A 16,772-nucleotide genomic window follows, 5' to 3' on the forward strand; every position below is an offset into this window, starting at 1 on the left:
ATTGTCTCCGAACCCACCAGCAAGCTGATGAGTCACGGGGTCAATAAATTGGCATTGACAATGTGCACGCTGTTGAGTTCTCAAGGACCAGACGCACTCCCCACTCGACCCCGAAAGAGGTTCCGCCAGAGAGGCTTTCGTTCTTGGTTTGACCACCGGTGTGTCGTCGGACCCTGAGGCCCAGTGGCTCATCCCGTAGGAGAGAACCGGTGGAGTAGTCATCCTAGGCGTCGAAGCGATCCAGCGCAAGGCCAGATCTGAACTTCAGTGGAGGATGGTCCCGCTTGAGGGCCGGCGTGCTCTGGGCTTTCGCTCCAGCCGCTCCGCCGCACCTTTGGGGTGACGAGTAAGAACTATACGCAGCGTTCAGCGGGTGCGCCAAGACGGGCCACATCCCGGGCGTGTCGCGTTGTGCAACACGTGCGGCCCGGACGCAGCGATGCCCGGCTCCCACCAGGGGAACCGGGCATCGACGAGCGGCGACGATCAGGAGAGCGTCACGCCTGCCAGGGTCTTCTTGCCACGACGGAGGACGAGCACTCCCCCGGGCAGGGCGAGGTCGGACAGCGGCGCGGTCGGGTCCTCGGCGCGGGTGTTGTTCACGTACACACCACCCTGGTCGATGGCGCGACGGGCTTCGCCGAGGGACTTCACCAACTCGGTGTCGACGAGCGCTCGGGCCACGTCGGCATCACCGGGCAGCGCCACCGACCCCGGGAGCTCCGCGATCGCCGACCGCAGGGTGGTGGCGTCGAGCGCGCCCAGGTCGCCGTTGCCGAACAACGCCGCGGAGGCATCGATCGCCGCCTGCGTCGCCTCGACCCCGTGCACGACCGCTGTCACCTCGAACGCGAGGGTCCGTTGCGCCTCGCGCCGGAACGGCTCGTCGGCCACGGCCTGCTCGAGCCGCTCGATCTCGGCGCGGGACAGGAACGTGAACTGGCGGAGCCGGGCGATCACGTCGGCGTCCGTCGTGTTGAGCCAGAACTGGTAGAACGCGTACGGCGAGGTCATGTCCGGGTCGAGCCAGATCGCGTTGCCCTCGCTCTTGCCGAACTTCGTGCCGTCGGAGTTCGTGATGAGGGGTGTCCCCAGCGCGTGCACCGTCGCCCCCTCGGCACGACGGATGAGTTCCGTCCCCGAGGTCAGGTTGCCCCACTGGTCCGAGCCGCCCGTCTGCAGGGTGCACCCGTACTGGCGGAAGAGCTCGCGGTAGTCGAGGCCCTGCAGGATCTGGTAGCTGAACTCGGTGTAGCTGATGCCCGAGTCGGAGTTCAGGCGCGCGGCGACGGCGTCCTTCTTGAGCATCGAGTTCACGCGGAAGTACTTGCCGATGTCGCGCAGGAAGTCGATCGCGGACAGCGGTGCCGTCCAGTCGAGGTTGTTCACCAGCCGCACGCCGTTCTCGCCGTCGGGGCTGAGGAACCGCGACACCTGGCCCTGCAACCGCGTGACCCACTCCTGCACGGTCTCGCGGGTGTTGAGCGTCCGTTCGGCTGTCGGCCGCGGATCGCCGATCAACCCGGTGGAACCACCGACCAGGGCGAGCGGCTTGTGCCCGGCGAGCTGGATCCGGCGCATGGTGAGCAGCTGCAGCAGGTTCCCGCAGTGCAGGGACGGCGCCGTCGGGTCGAAACCGCAGTAGTACGTGATCGGCTCGCCGTCGAGGGCCTCCTTGAGTGCCGTCTCGTCGGTGGAGACGTGCACCAGATCACGCCAGCGCAGTTCGTCCCAGACCGAGGCGAAGGTCGGGTCGTTCTGCTGGCGCGTCAGGACATCGTGAGCGGATTCACTGGACACCCAGCCATCGTAGCGGCGCGCGCGGTCCAGGAGGCGCGGGTCGCGTCCGTCAGTCGAGGGCGCCCTTGTGCCGCCGGTACGCCGACACCGTCGGGTCACCGGTGAGCCAGAAGCGCCAGGGGAAGCTCGCGCCGCCGGCGATGCCGCCGACGCCGGTGCGCGGCCCTCGGGAGATCCGTGGGACCGGATCGGTCGCCGCCGGACCGGGCACGGTCTCGGACAGGAGTTCCTCGACGACGCGGGTCGGTCCGACGGCGGCGAGCCGCGCCTCCAGGCCGGGAGCCAACGTCAGCACGTACGGGCCGGAGCCGTCGAGGAGTCTGCTGCCGTCGTCCTCGCCGAGCACCGCACCGAGCGCGCCGCCGAGGTTGCCGGGACCGCGCGCGAGCGCGACGTCTGTGACGGAGCCGCCGCGTCGGGAACGGGCCGCCTCGAGACCCTCCACGACCTGCGCGCCCCGCAGCAGCGATCCCGACGACGTGCCCTCCGGCGCACTGACGACGTTGACGCACGTGTGGATGCCGTAGGAGCGGTAGGCGTAGAGCGTCCCGGGCGGTCCGAACAGGTGACGGTTGCGCGGCGTCGGACCGCGGTGGCCGTGCGAGCCGGGGTCGGTGGGGCCGAAGTATGCCTCGACCTCGGTGATGCGCAGGGTCACGCCCTTGCCCGCGATCGTCGCACCGAGCAACGCCGGTGCCGAGACCGGCGCCGGTTCGGACAGCAGCGCGAGCGTGGGGTCGGTCATCGGGTGAAGGGCACGCCCTCCGCCAGGTCGTGGACGCGACGGGTGAGCGACGCGAGCTGTTCGGCGACGCGGTCCGGCGCGGTGCCGCCGATGCCGGCGCGCGACGCGACGGAGCCCTCGATGGTGAGGACGCCGCGGACCTCGGGCGTGAGGTGTTCGGACACCGTCCGGTACTCGTCGTCGGTGGGGTCGTCGAGTTCGATCCCGCGCTCCTCGCAGTACCGGACCAGCGCGCCGGAGACCTCGTGCGCGTCACGGAACGGCACCCCCTGGCGGACGAGCCACTCGGCGACGTCCGTCGCGAGCGAGAATCCCTGCGGCGCGAGCTCGGCCATGCGGTCGGTGTCGAACGAGAGGGTCGCGACCATGCCGGTGAAGGCGGGGAGCAGGACCTCGAGGGTGGCGACCGAGTCGAAGACGGGCTCCTTGTCCTCCTGCAGGTCGCGGTTGTACGCCAGCGGCAGGCCCTTGAGGGTTGCGAGCAGGCCGGTCAGGTTGCCGATGAGCCGGCCGGACTTGCCCCGGGCGAGCTCGGCGATGTCCGGGTTCTTCTTCTGGGGCATGATGCTCGACCCCGTGGAGAACGCGTCGTGCAGCCGGACGAAGCCGAACTCCTTCGTGTTCCAGAGGATGATCTCCTCCGCCAGGCGGGAGACGTCGATGCCGATCTGCGCGAGGACGAACGCGAACTCGGCGACCACGTCACGAGCCGCCGTGGCGTCGATCGAGTTGTCCGCGGGGCGGGCGAACCCGAGCTCGTGGGCGATCGCCGAGGGGTCGAGGCCGAGCGAGCTCCCCGCGAGGGCGCCGGCGCCGTACGGGCTCACGCTCGCGCGGTCCGCCCAGTCGCGGAGCCGCTCCAGGTCACGGACCAGGGGCCACGCGTGCGCGAGCAGGTGGTGTGCGAGGAGGACCGGCTGCGCGTGCTGCAGGTGCGTGCGACCCGGCATGATCGCGCCGGGGTGCTCGTTGGCCTGCTGGGAGATCGCGTCGACGAGGTCGATGACGAGGTGCCCGATGCGGCGACCGTGGTCGAGCATGTGCATCCGACCGAGCGTCGCGATCTGGTCGTTGCGGCTCCGGCCGGCGCGCAGCTTCCCGCCGAGCTCGGGACCGAGGTCGGCGATGAGGAGCCGTTCGAGGGCGCCGTGCACGTCCTCGTCGCTGTCGGCGGGCTGCAGCGTGCCGTCGGCGTGCGCGGACTCGAGGCGGTCGAGGCCGGCGAGCATCCGCTCGAGATCGTCGGCCGTCAGGTACCCGGCGGTGTTGAGGGCGCGGGCGTGGGCGCGGGAGCCGGCGATGTCGTAGGGGGCGAGCTGCCAGTCGAAGTGGGTCGATCGGGAGAGGGCGGCGAGTTCGGCGCTCGGGCCGTCCGCGAAGCGGCCACCCCAGAGGGCGCCGGTGTTGGTGGCGTCGGTCTTGGCGGCGGGCTGGTTCGCGTCGGTCATGGTTCTCTCGTCGTCCGGTCGTGGGTTTGGGGGCGGGGTGCCTGGGCGCTCAGTTGGCAAGGTCGCGGCGGGCGGAGATCTTGCTCGGCAACGACCAGATGTCGATGAACCCCTTCGCGTGCGACTGGTCGAAGGCGTCGCCCGTGTCGTAGGTCGCCAGGTCGAAGTCGTAGAGGCTCTGGCTGGAGCGGCGTCCGGTCACGACGGCCCGGCCCGCGTGGAGCCGGAGTCGGACGTCGCCGGAGACGTGCTGCTGGGTGTGGGCGATGAAGGCGTCGAGGCTCCGCTTCAGGCCGCTGAACCACAGCCCGTCGTAGACCAGGTCGGCCCAGTCCGACTCGACCTGCCGCTTGTACCGGTTGACGTCGCGTTCGAGGGTCAGGTTCTCGAGCTCCTCGTGCGCGGCGATCAGGGCGATGGCGGCCGGCGCCTCGTACACCTCGCGCGACTTGATGCCGACGAGGCGGTCCTCGACCACGTCGATCCGACCGACACCGTGCTTGCCGGCGAGTGCGTTCAGCTCCTGCACGACGCGCAGCACGCTGAACCGCTGTCCGTCGATGGCGACCGGGACGCCCTGCTCGAAGGTGATCGTCACCTCGTCCGGAGCGCGCGGGACGGTCGGGTCCTGCGTGTAGGCGTAGAGCTCCTCCGCCGGGGCGTTCCACGGGTCCTCGAGGTGACCGGTCTCGACCGCTCGACCCCACACGTTCTGGTCGATCGACCAGGGCGAGCGTTCCGACTGTTCGATCGGCAGGCCGTGCTGCTGGGCGTAGGCGATCGCTCGGTCGCGGGTGAGCGCGAGGTCCCGCACCGGTGCGACGCTCGTCAGGTCCGGGGCGAGGGCCGCGACCGCCGCCTCGAAGCGGACCTGGTCGTTGCCCTTGCCCGTGCACCCGTGCGCCACGCTGTCGGCACCGAGCTGCTTCGCCGTGAGCGCCAGGTGCTTCGCGATGAGGGGACGGCTCAGCGCGGAGACGAGCGGGTAGCGCTTCTGGTACAGGGCGTTGGCCTGCAGCGCGGGGACGAGGTAGTCGTCGGCGAACTCGTCCTTCGCGTCGATGACGATCGACTCGACGGCGCCGCAGTCGAGCGCGCGCTGCCGGATCGCCGCCATGTCCTCGCCGCCCTGGCCGACGTCGACCGCGAGGGCGACGACGTCCTTGCCGGTGGCGTCACGCAGCCAGCCGATGCCGACGGACGTGTCGAGTCCGCCGGAGTACGCGAGGACGACGCGGTCTGCCACGGTGGTCTCCCTGGGTCAGGCGGTCGCGGGGGCGCCGGTCGTCGCGTGGGCGCCGGTCGCGGCGGGAGCGCCGGTCGCGGTGGGAGCGCCGGTCGCGTTCGCTGCGAGGAGCCACGCGAGCAGCGCCTTCTGGGCGTGGAGACGGTTCTCCGCCTCGTCCCAGATGATGCTCCGCGGACCGTCGATGACCTCGGCCGTGACCTCGAACCCACGGTCGGCGGGCAGGCAGTGCATGAACACGGCGTCGTCGGCGGCGTGCGCCATCATCGCGTCGTCCACGCGGTACCCGTTGAAGGTGTCGAGCCGCGCCTGCTTCTCGTCTTCCTTGCCCATCGACACCCAGGTGTCGGTCACGACGACGTCCGCTCCGGCGACGGCCGCGACCGGGTCGGTCACGACGAGCACGGAACCGCCGGTCACGGCAGCGCGACGCTCGGCGTCGGTGACGACCTCGGCCGCCGGGGAGAACTCGGCCGGTGCCGCGACGCGGACGTGCATGCCCGCGGTGGCCCCGGCGAGCAGGTAGGACTGCGCCATGTTGCTCGCGCCGTCGCCGATGAAGGCCACGGTCTGCCCCGCCAGTGTCCCGCGGTGCTCGCGGATGGTCAGCAGGTCAGCGAGCAGCTGGCACGGGTGGAAGTCGTCCGACAGGGCGTTGACGACGGGGACGCTCGTGTTCGCCGCCATCTCCTCGAGCCCGGCCTGGCCGTAGGTGCGCCACACGATCGCCGACACCATGCGCTCGAGGACGCGTGCGGTGTCGGACGGCGTCTCCTTGCCGCCCAGCTGGCTGTTCGCCGTCGAGATGATGAGCGGGCTGCCGCCGAGGTCGGAGATGCCGACGTGGAAGGACACCCGCGTGCGGGTGGACGACTTGTCGAAGATCACGGCGACGCTCTGCGGTCCGGCGAGGGGCTTGGCACCCCACCGGTCGGCCTTCATCTGCTCGGCGAGGTCGAGGATCGCGGACTGCTCCGCCTGGCTGAGGTCGTCGTCGCGGAGGAAGTGACGGGTCATGCGGAGGTCTCCTGGGTGGTGGTGCCCTGCTCGGCGGCGACTGCGGCCAGGCTCTCGCTGAGGATCGACACGAACTCGTCGATCTCGGCGTCGGACACGACGAGCGGCGGCGCGATGCGCAGGCTCGACTCGTTCGGGGCGTTGATGATCAGGCCGCGCTCGAGCGCGGCGGCGTTGACGGCGGCGGCGACCGGGCCGGTCAGACCGACCCCGATGAGGAGGCCGGTGCCACGGACCTCTTCGACGAGGGGCGACCCGATGCTCGCGATGCCCGCACGGATCCGCTCCCCCTTCGTCACCGCACCGGACACGAGGTCAGCCCGCTCGATCTCGGCGAGGACGGCGTTCGCCACCCGGGTGCCGAGCGGGTTGCCACCGAACGTCGAGCCGTGCTGGCCGGCCGAGAACAGTTCGGACGCCCAGCCGAAGGTGACGAGGGCACCGATCGGGAACCCGCCCGCGATGCCCTTCGCGATCGTGATGGCGTCCGGCTCGAAACCGTGGCCCTGGTAGGTGAACCAGTTGCCGGTCCGGCCGACGCCCGTCTGGATCTCGTCGAGGATCAGCAGCGCGCCGTGTTCCGCGGTCAGGCGGCGAGCGGCGAGCAGGAATCCCTCGGGCAGGTCGACCACGCCGGCCTCGCCCTTGATCGGTTCGACGATGAGCGCGGCCACGGTGTCGTCGATCGACTCCTCGAGCGCGGCGACCGTGGAGTCGATGTGCTCGACCCCGGGGATCATCGGCAGGAAGTCCTCTTGCAGGGCGGGCTTGCCGGTGAGCGCCAGCGCGCCCATCGTGCGGCCGTGGAAGCCCTGCTTCAGTGCGAGGATGCGGGTCTTCTGCCCGTCGGCGCCCTTGTTCAGGCGTGCGAGCTTGAACGCGGCCTCGTTGGCCTCGGCACCGGAGTTGCCGAAGTACACGCGGCCGGCCTCACCTGCGCCCGTGATGCGCTTGAGCCGCTCGGCGAGCTCGAGCTGCGGCGGGGTCGCGAAGTAGTTCGAGACGTGCACGAGCTTGGCGGCCTGGTCGCTGATCGCCTCGACCAGCGCGGGGTGCGCGTGGCCGAGCGAGTTGACGGCGATGCCTGCGAGGAAGTCGAGGTACTCGTTGCCGTCGACGTCCCAGACGCGACAGCCCTCGCCGCGCTCGAGCATGATCTTCGGCGGGGTCAGGGATCGCATGAGCGACGCCCCGAACCGGTCGTTCCAGGTCTCGGTCTGCGTCTCGGTGCTCACTGCGGCTGTCCCTTCTCGGTCGTGCTGGCCACGTGTTGGCCGGTGGTGCTGCTCGTCGACGGTGCTGCGACGCGTCGGCCGATCTCGGCGTGGGTCATCTGGTTCTCGGTGCGTCGGCTCGGGTCCGGGATCACCTCGGTGCCCGCGCCGCGCAGGGTGAACACCTCGAGCAGGATCGAGTGCGGGATCCGCCCGTCGATGATCGTCGCGCCGCCGACCCCGCCGACCACGGCGTCGAGGCACGCGGTCATCTTCGGGATCATGCCCGACTCGAGCGACGGCAAGAGGGCGCGGAGTTCCTCGACCGCGATGAGGTCGACGATCGAGTCGCGGTCCGGCCAGTTGCGGTACAGGCCGGGGACGTCGGTGAGCATCATGAGCTTCGACGCCTTGAGGGCGATCGCGAGCGCGCCCGCCGCGGCGTCGGCGTTCACGTTGAGCGCTTGGTCCGGGTGGGCGTCGTCGATGGCGATGCTCGACACCACGGGGATGCGGCCGGCCTCGATCGCGGCGAGCACACCGGAGGGGTCGACGTGCGTGATGTCGCCGACGTGCCCGAGATCGAAGTGCTCGCCGTCGACGACGACGCCCTTCTTCTCGCCGGTGAACAGCGAGCCGCCGTCGCCGAACACGCCGACCGCGAGGCCCTCGCCGTGCTCGTTCATCAGGTCGACGATCTCGCGGTTGACCTCGCCGGCGAGCACGTCGCGGACGACCGTGATCGCCTCGGTCGTGGTGACGCGGTAGCCGCCGCGGAACTCGGACGCGATGCCCTGTTCCTTCAGCGCCGCCGAGATCTGCGGGCCGCCACCGTGCACGACCACCGGGTGGAGGCCGGCGTACCGGAGGTAGACCATGTCCTCGGCGAACGCGCGCTTGAGGTCCTCGTTCACCATGGCGTTGCCGCCGAACTTGACGACGACGATCTTGCCCGAGAACCGCTTCAGCCACGGCAGGGACTCGATGAGGGTCGCGGCCTTGACGGTCGCGAGCTCGTGCTCTTCTTCCTTCGAGAGGATGCTGTCGTCGGCCATCAGCTGGAGTACGCGCTGTTCTCGTGGACGTAGTCGTGCGTGAGGTCGTTCGTCAGGATCGTCGCCGAGAACGGTCCGACGCCGAGGTCGATGAGGACGTCGGTGTCGCGCGGCGTCAGGTCGACGCGGTCGCTCGGCTCGTCCGGTGCGCCGGCGTGGCAGACACGGACCCCGTTCATCGAGACGTCGACGGCGTACGGGTCGAACTCGGCGTCGGTGGTGCCGATCGCCGCGAGCACCCGGCCCCAGTTCGGGTCGTTGCCGAACACCGCGGCCTTGAACAGGTTGTTCCGGGCGACGCTCCGGCCGACCGTGACGGCTTCGTCCTCGGTCGCGGCGTTCACGACGTGGATCGCGATGTCGTGGCTCGCGCCCTCGGCGTCCTGCTGCAGCTGCCGTGCGAGGTCGGCGCAGACCGCGGTCAGGGCTTCTTGGAAGTCGCCGACCTCGGGCGTGACGCCGCTCGCGCCGGAGGACAGCAGCACCACGGTGTCGTTCGTCGACATGCAGCCGTCCGAGTCGACCCGGTCGAAGGTGACGCGGGTGGCGGCCCGGAGCGCCTGGTCGAGCTCGTCCGAGCCGACGACGGCGTCCGTGGTGATCACGACGAGCATCGTCGCGAGCCCGGGTGCGAGCATGCCCGCGCCCTTGGCCATGCCGCCGACGGTCCAGCCGTCCTCGGTGACGACCGACTGCTTCGGCTTCGTGTCGGTGGTCATGATGGCGGTCGCGGCGTCCGGACCGCCGTCGGCCGACAGTGCCGCACTCGCGATGTCGACGCCCCTGAGGACGTTGTCGCGGAACGTCTGGTCGCCGACCCCGATGAGGCCGGTCGAGCAGACGACGACGTCGCCGGCGCCGATGCCGAGCGCCTCGCCCACGGCTTCGGCGGTCATGTGGGTGGTCTGGAAGCCGAACGGACCGGTGAAGCAGTTCGCGCCGCCGGAGTTCAGGACGACCGCTCGGGCGGTGCCGTCACCGACCGCCTGGCGCGACCAGATCACGGGGTGCGCCTGGGCACGGTTGCTGGTGAAGACCGCGGCCACTGCGGCGTCCGGCCCGTCGTTGACGACGAGGGCCACGTCGGGCTTGCCGCTCGACTTGAGACCGGCCGTCACGCCGGCCGCGCGGAAGCCCGCTGCCGCGGTGACGCCCTGGAGGCCCGGGTCGGTGTGGGTGGGCTGGCTTGCGTCGGTCACGGTGCGACTCCGTCCACGCTGAGGCCGAGGGTCTCCGGGAAGCCCAGGGCGATGTTCGTCGACTGGACCGCAGCACCGGCGGTGCCCTTGGCCAGGTTGTCGAGGGTGCTCACCGCGACGACGCGACCGGCGGCCTCGTCGACCGCCAGCCCGATCAGTGCGGTGTTCGCGCCGATGGTGTCGGCGACCCGGGGGAACTCGCCCTCGGGCAGGAGGTGCACGAAGGGCTCGTCGGCGTAGGCCTGCTCCCAGGCGAGCCGGACGTCACGGGCGCTCACACCGGGCGCGAGCTTCGCGGTCGTCGTCGCCAGGATGCCGCGGGACATCGGGACGAGGACCGGCGTGAACGAGATCGTCACGTCGGACGCGCCGGCGACCACGAGGTTCTGCTGGATCTCCGGGATGTGGCGGTGCTTCCCGCCGACCGCGTACGCGCTCGCGGAGCCCATGATCTCGGACGCCAGGTACGTGTTCGCGAGCTTCTTGCCGGCACCGCTCGGGCCGACGCTCAGCACGGCCACGAGGTCGTCCGACTCGATCAGCCCGGCCTGGATGCCCGGCTGGATGCCGAGCGTGACCGCGGTCACGTTGCACCCGGGGACGGCGATCCGCTTCGTCCCCACGAGCGCCGCCCGCTGCCGGCTCTGCGTCTGGATGTCGTCCACGTCACGCCATTCGTCCGCCGACCCGGGCGTCGGCGCCGCGTGCAGCAGCTCCGGCAGCCCGTAGGTCCACGCGCCGTGGTAGTCGCCGCCGTAGAACGCTTCCCACGCCGCCGGGTCCGTCAGCCGGTGGTCCGCGCCGCAGTCCACGACGAGGGCGTCGCCGCCGAGCTCCGCGGTGATGGCCCCGGACTGGCCGTGCGGCAGCGCGAGGAACACGACGTCGTGTCCGCGCAGGTTCTCCGCCGTCGTCGGCTCGAGGGTCAGGTGCGACAGCGAGCGGAGGTGCGGCTGCGTCGCGATGAGCGGCTGTCCGGCGTTCGAGAACGCCGTCACCGTCCTGACGTCGAACTCGGGATGGGCGGAGAGCACGCGCAGGAGCTCACCGCCCGCGTAGCCGGAGGCTCCCGCCACGGCGACGGATACGGACATGGGATTCCACCTTTGGTCGGACTGGTCGTCGAGAGAGTCGGAGGCGGCGGCCCCGGGCGGTGCTGGTCCCGATGGGATCAGTCGCGCAGGGTCGCCCCGAATCGCTCGCCGGCACGTCGGACGGCACCGTCACGGGCCTCAGTGGCCTCGGCAGCGGTCAGCGTGCGGTCCGTGGCGCGGAAGCGCAGCGCGAACGTCAGGGACTTCTGTCCCTCGTCCACGCCGGTGCCCCGGTAGTCATCCACGAGGCGAGCATACTCCAACAGCTCTCCGGCACCAGTGCGCACCGCATCCAGTACGTCACCCGCCGGTACGCCGGCACCCACCACGAGGGACAGGTCCTGTGTCGCCGCCGGGTAGGACACGATCGGTGCCACCGACACCAGTTCGGGCGCCGCCCGGACCATGGCGTCGAGGTCGAGTTCGACGACCGCGACGACGCGCGGCAGGACCGCCGACTCGGTCAGCTCGGGCAGGAGTTCACCCGCGACGCCGACGACGGTTCCGTCCACGAGGAGCGATGCCGCGCGCCCCGGGTGCAGGGACGGGTGCGTCGTCTGCGCCACCGTGAGCTCGACCCCGACCGCCCACGCGACGGCGCGCGCGACGTCGAGGGCGTCCGCGATGCCGTACGGCTCGGGCTGGACGCCGGGCTGCTTCACGACCCGGTTGCCGGTGAGCAGCGCGGACACGTGGAACGGCTGCGGCGGCAGGGACGCGTCGAGCGCGGCGAGGGTGTCGCGGTCCGGGAGGACGGCGCCGGCCGGGACCGTGTCGGTGCCGAGCGTCTCGCCCGCGACCGGCAGGAACACCCGCGAGGTCTCGTAGAGCGCGACGTCGACGAGGCCGCGCGACACGTTGCGACGGGCGGCGTCGACGAGTGCCGGCACCCCGCTGCGTCGGAGGAGGCTCTGCTCGCTGTCGAGGGCGTTCGCGAGGACCACGCTCGGCCCGCCGGCACCGTCGATGCCCGGGTAGGCGTCCTGCGTGGCCTGCGACACGAAGGGTGCGGTGACGACCTCGACCAGGCCGTCGGCGGCGAGTGCAGCGGCGACGCGACGACGCGCCTGCTGGTGACCGGTCAGCCCACGGCCGGGCGGCGCGACGGGGAGGACGCTCGGGATGCGGTCGTAGCCGACGATGCGCGCGACCTCTTCGACGAGGGTGGTGTCGTCGGTGAGGTCGGGGCGCCAGGTCGGCGGCACGACGGCGAGGGTGTCCCCGTCGACGTCGACCGACGCACCGATCGCGCGCAGGGTGTCGATGACCTCGGCGTCGGTGTAGTCGACGCCGACGAGCTCGGCCGGACGGGCGATGCGCATCGTGACCGTCGGACGGGGCTCGGTGTCGACGAGCGTCGAGCCGAGGGGGTCCGCGGTGCCGCCCGCGTGCTCGACGAGGAGCTCGACCGCACGGTTCGCAGCAGCCTCGGCCACGAGCGGGTCGACACCGCGCTCGAAGCGTCGGGACGCCTCGCTCGGGAGCTTGTGCCGACGCGCGGTCCGGGCGATGGAGGTCTGGTCGAAGCCGGCCGCCTCGATCAGGACGTCGGTGGTCGCGTCGGAGATCTCGGTCCGGGCGCCGCCCATCACGCCGGCGAGGCCGACGGGACCGGAGTCGTCGGTGATGACGAGGTCTTCCGGGTCGAGCGTCCGTTCGACGTGGTCGAGCGTCGTCAGGGTCTCGCCGGCAGCAGCACGACGGACACCGAGCCCGCCCTGCAGCGTCCGGAGGTCGTACCCGTGCAGCGGCTGACCGAGCTCGAACATGACGTAGTTCGTGATGTCGACGGGCAGCGAGATCGACCGGACACCGGCGAGGGCGAGGCGCGAGACCATCCACGCCGGGGTCTTCGCGGTCGGGTCGATGCCACGGACGACACGGGTGACGAACGTGTGCGCGCCGACCCGGCCACGCACCGGGGCCTGGTCGTCGATCACGACCGGGAAGCCCTCGGCGCTGCGGGGGGTGACCCGCTCGACCGGGTCGTGGAAGGTCGCGCCGGTGGCGTGGGCGTACTCGCGAGCGACGCCGCGCATGCTCAGCACGTACCCGCGGTCCGGGGTCACGTTGATCTCCACCGCGGCGTCGTCGAGACCGAGGAGGGCGATGGCGTCCGCGCCGACCTCGGGCTCCATGCCGAGGTCCGCGAAGCGGAGGATGCCGTCGTGCTCGTCGCCGAGACCGAGCTCGCGTGCCGAGGCGATCATGCCGTCGGACACGTGCCCGTAGGTCTTGCGTGCGGCGATCGGGAACGGCCCGGGCAGGACGGCGCCGGGGAGCGTGACGACGACGAGGTCGCCGACGTCGAAGTTGTGCGCGCCGCAGACGATGCCGCGGGGCTCGGGCTCGCCGACGTCCACCTGGCACCAGTTGATCGTCTTGCCGTTCTTCTGCGGCTCGGGCTCGCGCTCGAGCACGCGGCCGACGACGATCGGGCCCGTGAGGTCGTAGGTGTGGACGTCCTCTTCCTCGAAGCCCACCGACACGAGCGCCGCGTGGACGTGCTCGAGGGTGACGTCGTCGGGGAGGTCGACGGACTCGCCGAGCCAACGGAGTGGGACGCGCATCAGACCACCGTTCCGAACTGCTGCGAGAAGCGGATGTCGCCCTCGAGGAAGTCACGCATGTCGTTCAGGCCGTTGCGGAACTGCAGCGTCCGCTCGATGCCCATGCCGAACGCGAAGCCCTGGTACTCGGCCGGGTCGATGCCGGCGGCGCGCAGGACGTTCGGGTTGACCATGCCGCAGCCGCCCCACTCGACCCACCGGGCGCCGCCCTTGGCGTTCGGCTGCCAGACGTCCATCTCGGCACTGGGTTCGGTGAACGGGAAGTAGTTCGGGCGGAGACGGATCTGCGCCTCGGCCCCGAACATCTGGCGCGCGAAGTGCTCGAGCGTGCCGCGCAGGTGCGCCATCGTCAGGCCCTTGTCGATCGCGATGCCCTCGACCTGGGTGAAGACCGGCAGGTGCGTGGCGTCGAGCTCGTCGGCGCGGTACACCCGGCCCGGCGCGATGACGTAGAGCGGCAGGTCGCGTGAGAGCAGCGACCGCACCTGCACCGGGGAGGTGTGCGTGCGCATGACGAGGTGGCGCTCGACCGGCTCGACGAAGATCGTGTCGGCCATGGCCCGGGCCGGGTGGTCCGGGTCGAAGTTCAGCGCATCGAAGTTGAACCACTCGTGCTCGAGCTCGGGGCCTTCCGCGACTTCCCACCCCATGCCGACGAAGATGTCGGCCACGGTCTCGTTGAGGAGCGACAGCGGGTGCCGCGAGCCGGGCGCGCGGCGGACCGGGAGCGCGGTGACGTCGACGCGCTCGGCGTCGAGGCGTGCACGTTCCTCGGCTTCGGCGAGCACGGACTCCTGCTCGGCGATCGCCGCGTTCACCTGCCCACGGGCCTGTCCGACGAGCTTGCCCGCGGCCGCCTTCTGCTCCTTCGGCACGCTGCGCATCGACGCGTTCATCCGCGCCAGCGCGGACTGTTCGCCGGTGTGCTCGGCCCTGGCCTGCTTCAGCTCGGCGACGGTCGTCGTGGCGCGGACCGCCGCGAGGGCCCGGTCCACGGCGTCGGCGACGGCCGATTCGCTGATCTCGAGAGGTTCTGACACGAGACCCAAGCCTACCGGCCCGTGGGATACCGCCGTCCGGTACCGGACGGTCTGGGGAGGAGCCGCCCGATCAGTCGCCTGTGGAGGGACGAGCCGTGCGCTGCGCGAACGCCGACTCGTACAGGCAGACGGACGCCGCCGTCGCGAGGTTCATCGACTCCGCCTTGCCGTAGATCGGTACCTTCACAGCGCGGTCGACGAGGGCGAGGTCCTCGGTGGTGAGACCACGTGCCTCGTTGCCGAACACCCACGCGGTCGGACCGTCGAGCATGCCGTCGGCGCGGACCTCGGGCAGGTCGTCGCCCGAGACGTCGGCGGCCAGGATCGTGTACCCGAGGCCCCGGGCACGGGACACCGCGTCGGCGAGCGTCACGCCGACCGACACCGGCACGTGGAAGAGCGAGCCCGTGGTCGACCGCACGACCTTCGGGTTGTACGGGTCGACACTGCGCCCGGTGAGGACCACCGCGTCGGTGCCGGCGGCGTCGGCCGCACGGATGATGGTGCCGGCGTTGCCCGGATCACGCACCTCTTCGAGGATCGCGACGATCCCCGGCAGGCCGCCACGCGCCTCCTGGGCCGCACTGGCGTCGGGGAAGACGTCCTTCACCGACGTCGGGAACTGCTGGCACACCGCGACGACGCCCTGCGGCGTCACGGTGTCCGCCATCGCGTCGAGGACTTGTTCGGTCACGAACCACGTGTCGACCGGCGCGTCGTCGAGGCCGTAGCGCGCGGCTGCCGTCGGGGTCACGTAGAGCTCGCGGAGGAGCTCCGGGCGGTACTCGATCGCCTCACGCACCGCCTGCGGCCCTTCGAGCAGGAACAGGCCCGTGTCGGCGCGCACGTCCTTCTTCGACAGCGCTGCGACGGCACGGACGCGGCCGGCCTTGGGGTTCTCGAGGAGATCGCTCACGGGACAAGTCTAGGAACGACGAAACCCCCGCCGGACCGGCGGGGGTTTCGCGAGCAGAAGAACTGACTACGCAGCCTTCGGGGCCGAGGTGTCGGCCGGGAGCGCCTTCTTGGCGGTCTCGACGAGCGCCGCGAACGTCTCGGGGTTGTTCACCGCGAGGTCCGCGAGGATGCGACGGTCGACCTCGACGCCGGCAAGGCCGAGGCCCTGGATGAGGCGGTTGTAGGTCAGGCCGTTCGCACGCGACGCGGCGTTGATGCGCTGGATCCAGAGGCGACGGAACTCGCCCTTCTTCGCGTGACGGTCGCGGTACGCGTAGACGAGGGAGTGGGTGACCTGCTCCTTGGCCTTGCGGTACAGACGCGAACGCTGACCGCGGTAGCCCTCGGCGCGCTCGAGGATGACGCGGCGCTTCTTGGCGGCGTTGACCGCTCTCTTTACTCGTGCCATTGATCTATTCCTTTACGTTCTGCGGGGCTCAGTGGCCGAGGAGCTTCTTGACGTTCTTCGCGTCAGCCTTGGCGAGGACCTGGTCCTCGTTGAGGCGGGCCTTGCGCTTGGCGCTCTTGACCTCGAGGTTGTGACGCATACCGGCCTGCTGCTTCATGATCTTGCCGCTGCCGGTGACCTTGAAGCGCTTCTTCGACCCGGAGTGGGTCTTCTGCTTGGGCATGGTGGTGCCTTTCCGTGGGATGGATGGGGAGCCGCGTCGTTGCGGGATCGGTCGGTGGGACCTATTCGGCGGGAGCTTCGGCCTGCGCGGGCTCGGGAGCCACGTCGGTGGTCTCGTCCTTGCCCTTCGCAGCGTGCTCCGACGCACGACGCTCGGCCTTCTGAGCAGCGCGCTTGGCGTTCTGCTCGCCCTTGACGTCGGACTTGTTCTTGAGCGGGGCGATGATCATCGTCATGTTGCGGCCGTCCTGGGTCGGACGCGACTCGACGACACCGAACTCGGCGATCTCCTCGGCGAACTTCTGGAGGAGACGGACACCCTGCTCCGGACGCGACTGCTCGCGGCCACGGAAGAGGATCATCGCCTTCACCTTGTCGCCACCGAGGAGGAAGCCCTCGGCGCGCTTGCGCTTCGTCTCGTAGTCGTGCACGTCGATCTTCAGGCGGAAACGGACTTCCTTGAGGTCCGTGTTCACCTGGTTGCGACGCGCTTCCTTGGCCTTCTGAGCGGCCTCGTACTTGAACTTGCCGTAGTCCATGATCTTCGCCACGGGCGGCTTCGAGTTCGGCGCGACCTCGACCAGATCCAGCTCGGCTTCCTGCGCGAGGCGCAGTGCGACGGCGATGGGGACAACGCCGACCTGCTCGCCCTGGGGGCCGACGAGTCGGACCTCGGGGACGCGGATTCGGTCGTTGGTACGGGGATCGGGAATGCGGAGCTCCTTCAATCAGGTGGTGGCCGTCCGGGGCGTTTGC

General features: G+C 70.7%; 15 protein-coding genes. All 15 read right to left on the reverse strand.

Annotation, left to right across the window (positions count from 1 at the left end):
* Positions 1-486: 486 nt before the first annotated feature.
* The 15 genes from tyrS to infC all read right to left on the reverse strand — a co-directional run bounded on the left by tyrS (position 487) and on the right by infC (position 16,744).
* Complete coding sequence (gene tyrS, locus WFH25_RS06440) at positions 487-1,800, reverse strand: tyrosine--tRNA ligase (RefSeq protein WP_071295802.1); 1,314 nt, start codon at positions 1,798-1,800, stop codon at positions 487-489.
* 49 nt (positions 1,801-1,849) lie between these two features.
* On the reverse strand, positions 1,850-2,545 hold the full coding sequence (locus WFH25_RS06445) for a DNA-3-methyladenine glycosylase (RefSeq protein WP_071295803.1): 696 nt from the start codon (positions 2,543-2,545) through the stop codon (positions 1,850-1,852).
* On the reverse strand, positions 2,542-3,993 hold the full coding sequence (gene argH, locus WFH25_RS06450; protein WP_336697172.1) for an argininosuccinate lyase: 1,452 nt from the start codon (positions 3,991-3,993) through the stop codon (positions 2,542-2,544). The genes WFH25_RS06445 and argH overlap by 4 nt, the downstream gene beginning before the upstream one ends.
* A gap of 49 nt (positions 3,994-4,042) precedes the next feature.
* On the reverse strand, positions 4,043-5,239 hold the full coding sequence (locus WFH25_RS06455) for an argininosuccinate synthase (RefSeq protein ID WP_336697173.1): 1,197 nt from the start codon (positions 5,237-5,239) through the stop codon (positions 4,043-4,045).
* A 15-nt stretch (positions 5,240-5,254) separates the two neighbouring features.
* A complete protein-coding gene (gene argF / locus WFH25_RS06460) occupies positions 5,255-6,256 on the reverse strand; it encodes an ornithine carbamoyltransferase (protein ID WP_229087270.1) in 1,002 nt (333 codons plus the stop codon).
* The gene (locus WFH25_RS06465; protein ID WP_336697174.1) at positions 6,253-7,491 is read right to left on the reverse strand and encodes an acetylornithine transaminase; all 1,239 of its coding nucleotides are present in this window, start codon (positions 7,489-7,491) and stop codon (positions 6,253-6,255) included. The genes argF and WFH25_RS06465 overlap by 4 nt, the downstream gene beginning before the upstream one ends.
* A complete protein-coding gene (argB, locus tag WFH25_RS06470; RefSeq protein ID WP_070417885.1) occupies positions 7,488-8,525 on the reverse strand; it encodes an acetylglutamate kinase in 1,038 nt (345 codons plus the stop codon). Before argB ends, WFH25_RS06465 begins: the two co-directional genes overlap by 4 nt.
* Complete coding sequence (gene argJ / locus WFH25_RS06475; protein ID WP_336697175.1) at positions 8,525-9,724, reverse strand: bifunctional glutamate N-acetyltransferase/amino-acid acetyltransferase ArgJ; 1,200 nt, start codon at positions 9,722-9,724, stop codon at positions 8,525-8,527. Before argJ ends, argB begins: the two co-directional genes overlap by 1 nt.
* Positions 9,721-10,818: an N-acetyl-gamma-glutamyl-phosphate reductase gene (locus WFH25_RS06480; protein WP_336697176.1), complete on the reverse strand. Its 1,098-nt coding sequence runs from the start codon at positions 10,816-10,818 to the stop codon at positions 9,721-9,723. The genes argJ and WFH25_RS06480 overlap by 4 nt, the downstream gene beginning before the upstream one ends.
* A 77-nt stretch (positions 10,819-10,895) precedes the next feature.
* Positions 10,896-13,388, reverse strand: coding sequence for a phenylalanine--tRNA ligase subunit beta (gene pheT, locus WFH25_RS06485; RefSeq protein ID WP_336697177.1), 2,493 nt, complete (start codon positions 13,386-13,388; stop codon positions 10,896-10,898).
* Positions 13,388-14,428 (reverse strand): phenylalanine--tRNA ligase subunit alpha, encoded by a 1,041-nt coding sequence (pheS, locus tag WFH25_RS06490; protein WP_070419380.1) that lies wholly within the window; start codon positions 14,426-14,428, stop codon positions 13,388-13,390. The genes pheT and pheS overlap by 1 nt, the downstream gene beginning before the upstream one ends.
* Before the next feature lie 70 nt (positions 14,429-14,498).
* The gene (locus tag WFH25_RS06495; protein ID WP_336697178.1) at positions 14,499-15,344 is read right to left on the reverse strand and encodes a TrmH family RNA methyltransferase; all 846 of its coding nucleotides are present in this window, start codon (positions 15,342-15,344) and stop codon (positions 14,499-14,501) included.
* A gap of 66 nt (positions 15,345-15,410) precedes the next feature.
* On the reverse strand, positions 15,411-15,794 hold the full coding sequence (gene rplT, locus WFH25_RS06500; RefSeq protein ID WP_022908516.1) for a 50S ribosomal protein L20: 384 nt from the start codon (positions 15,792-15,794) through the stop codon (positions 15,411-15,413).
* A gap of 28 nt (positions 15,795-15,822) precedes the next feature.
* Entirely contained in the window at positions 15,823-16,017 is a 195-nt protein-coding gene (gene rpmI / locus WFH25_RS06505; protein WP_022903519.1) for a 50S ribosomal protein L35, read from the reverse strand.
* Positions 16,018-16,078: 61 nt separating this feature from the next.
* The gene (gene infC, locus WFH25_RS06510) at positions 16,079-16,744 is read right to left on the reverse strand and encodes a translation initiation factor IF-3 (RefSeq protein ID WP_070417880.1); all 666 of its coding nucleotides are present in this window, start codon (positions 16,742-16,744) and stop codon (positions 16,079-16,081) included.
* Positions 16,745-16,772 lie beyond the last annotated feature (28 nt).

Origin of the sequence: Curtobacterium sp. USHLN213, assembly GCF_037144815.1 — a bacterium.
Taxonomy (GTDB): domain Bacteria; phylum Actinomycetota; class Actinomycetes; order Actinomycetales; family Microbacteriaceae; genus Curtobacterium.

Coding starts and splice junctions, on each gene's coding strand:
- argF (WP_229087270.1), bottom strand. CDS start 6,256: ATGACCCGTCACTTCCTCCGCGACGACGACCTCAGCCAGGCGGAGCAG.
- WFH25_RS06480 (WP_336697176.1), bottom strand. CDS start 10,818: ATGTCCGTATCCGTCGCCGTGGCGGGAGCCTCCGGCTACGCGGGCGGT.
- rplT (WP_022908516.1), bottom strand. CDS start 15,794: ATGGCACGAGTAAAGAGAGCGGTCAACGCCGCCAAGAAGCGCCGCGTC.
- WFH25_RS06445 (WP_071295803.1), bottom strand. CDS start 2,545: ATGACCGACCCCACGCTCGCGCTGCTGTCCGAACCGGCGCCGGTCTCG.
- rpmI (WP_022903519.1), bottom strand. CDS start 16,017: ATGCCCAAGCAGAAGACCCACTCCGGGTCGAAGAAGCGCTTCAAGGTC.
- argB (WP_070417885.1), bottom strand. CDS start 8,525: ATGGCCGACGACAGCATCCTCTCGAAGGAAGAAGAGCACGAGCTCGCG.
- argH (WP_336697172.1), bottom strand. CDS start 3,993: ATGACCGACGCGAACCAGCCCGCCGCCAAGACCGACGCCACCAACACC.
- pheT (WP_336697177.1), bottom strand. CDS start 13,388: ATGCGCGTCCCACTCCGTTGGCTCGGCGAGTCCGTCGACCTCCCCGAC.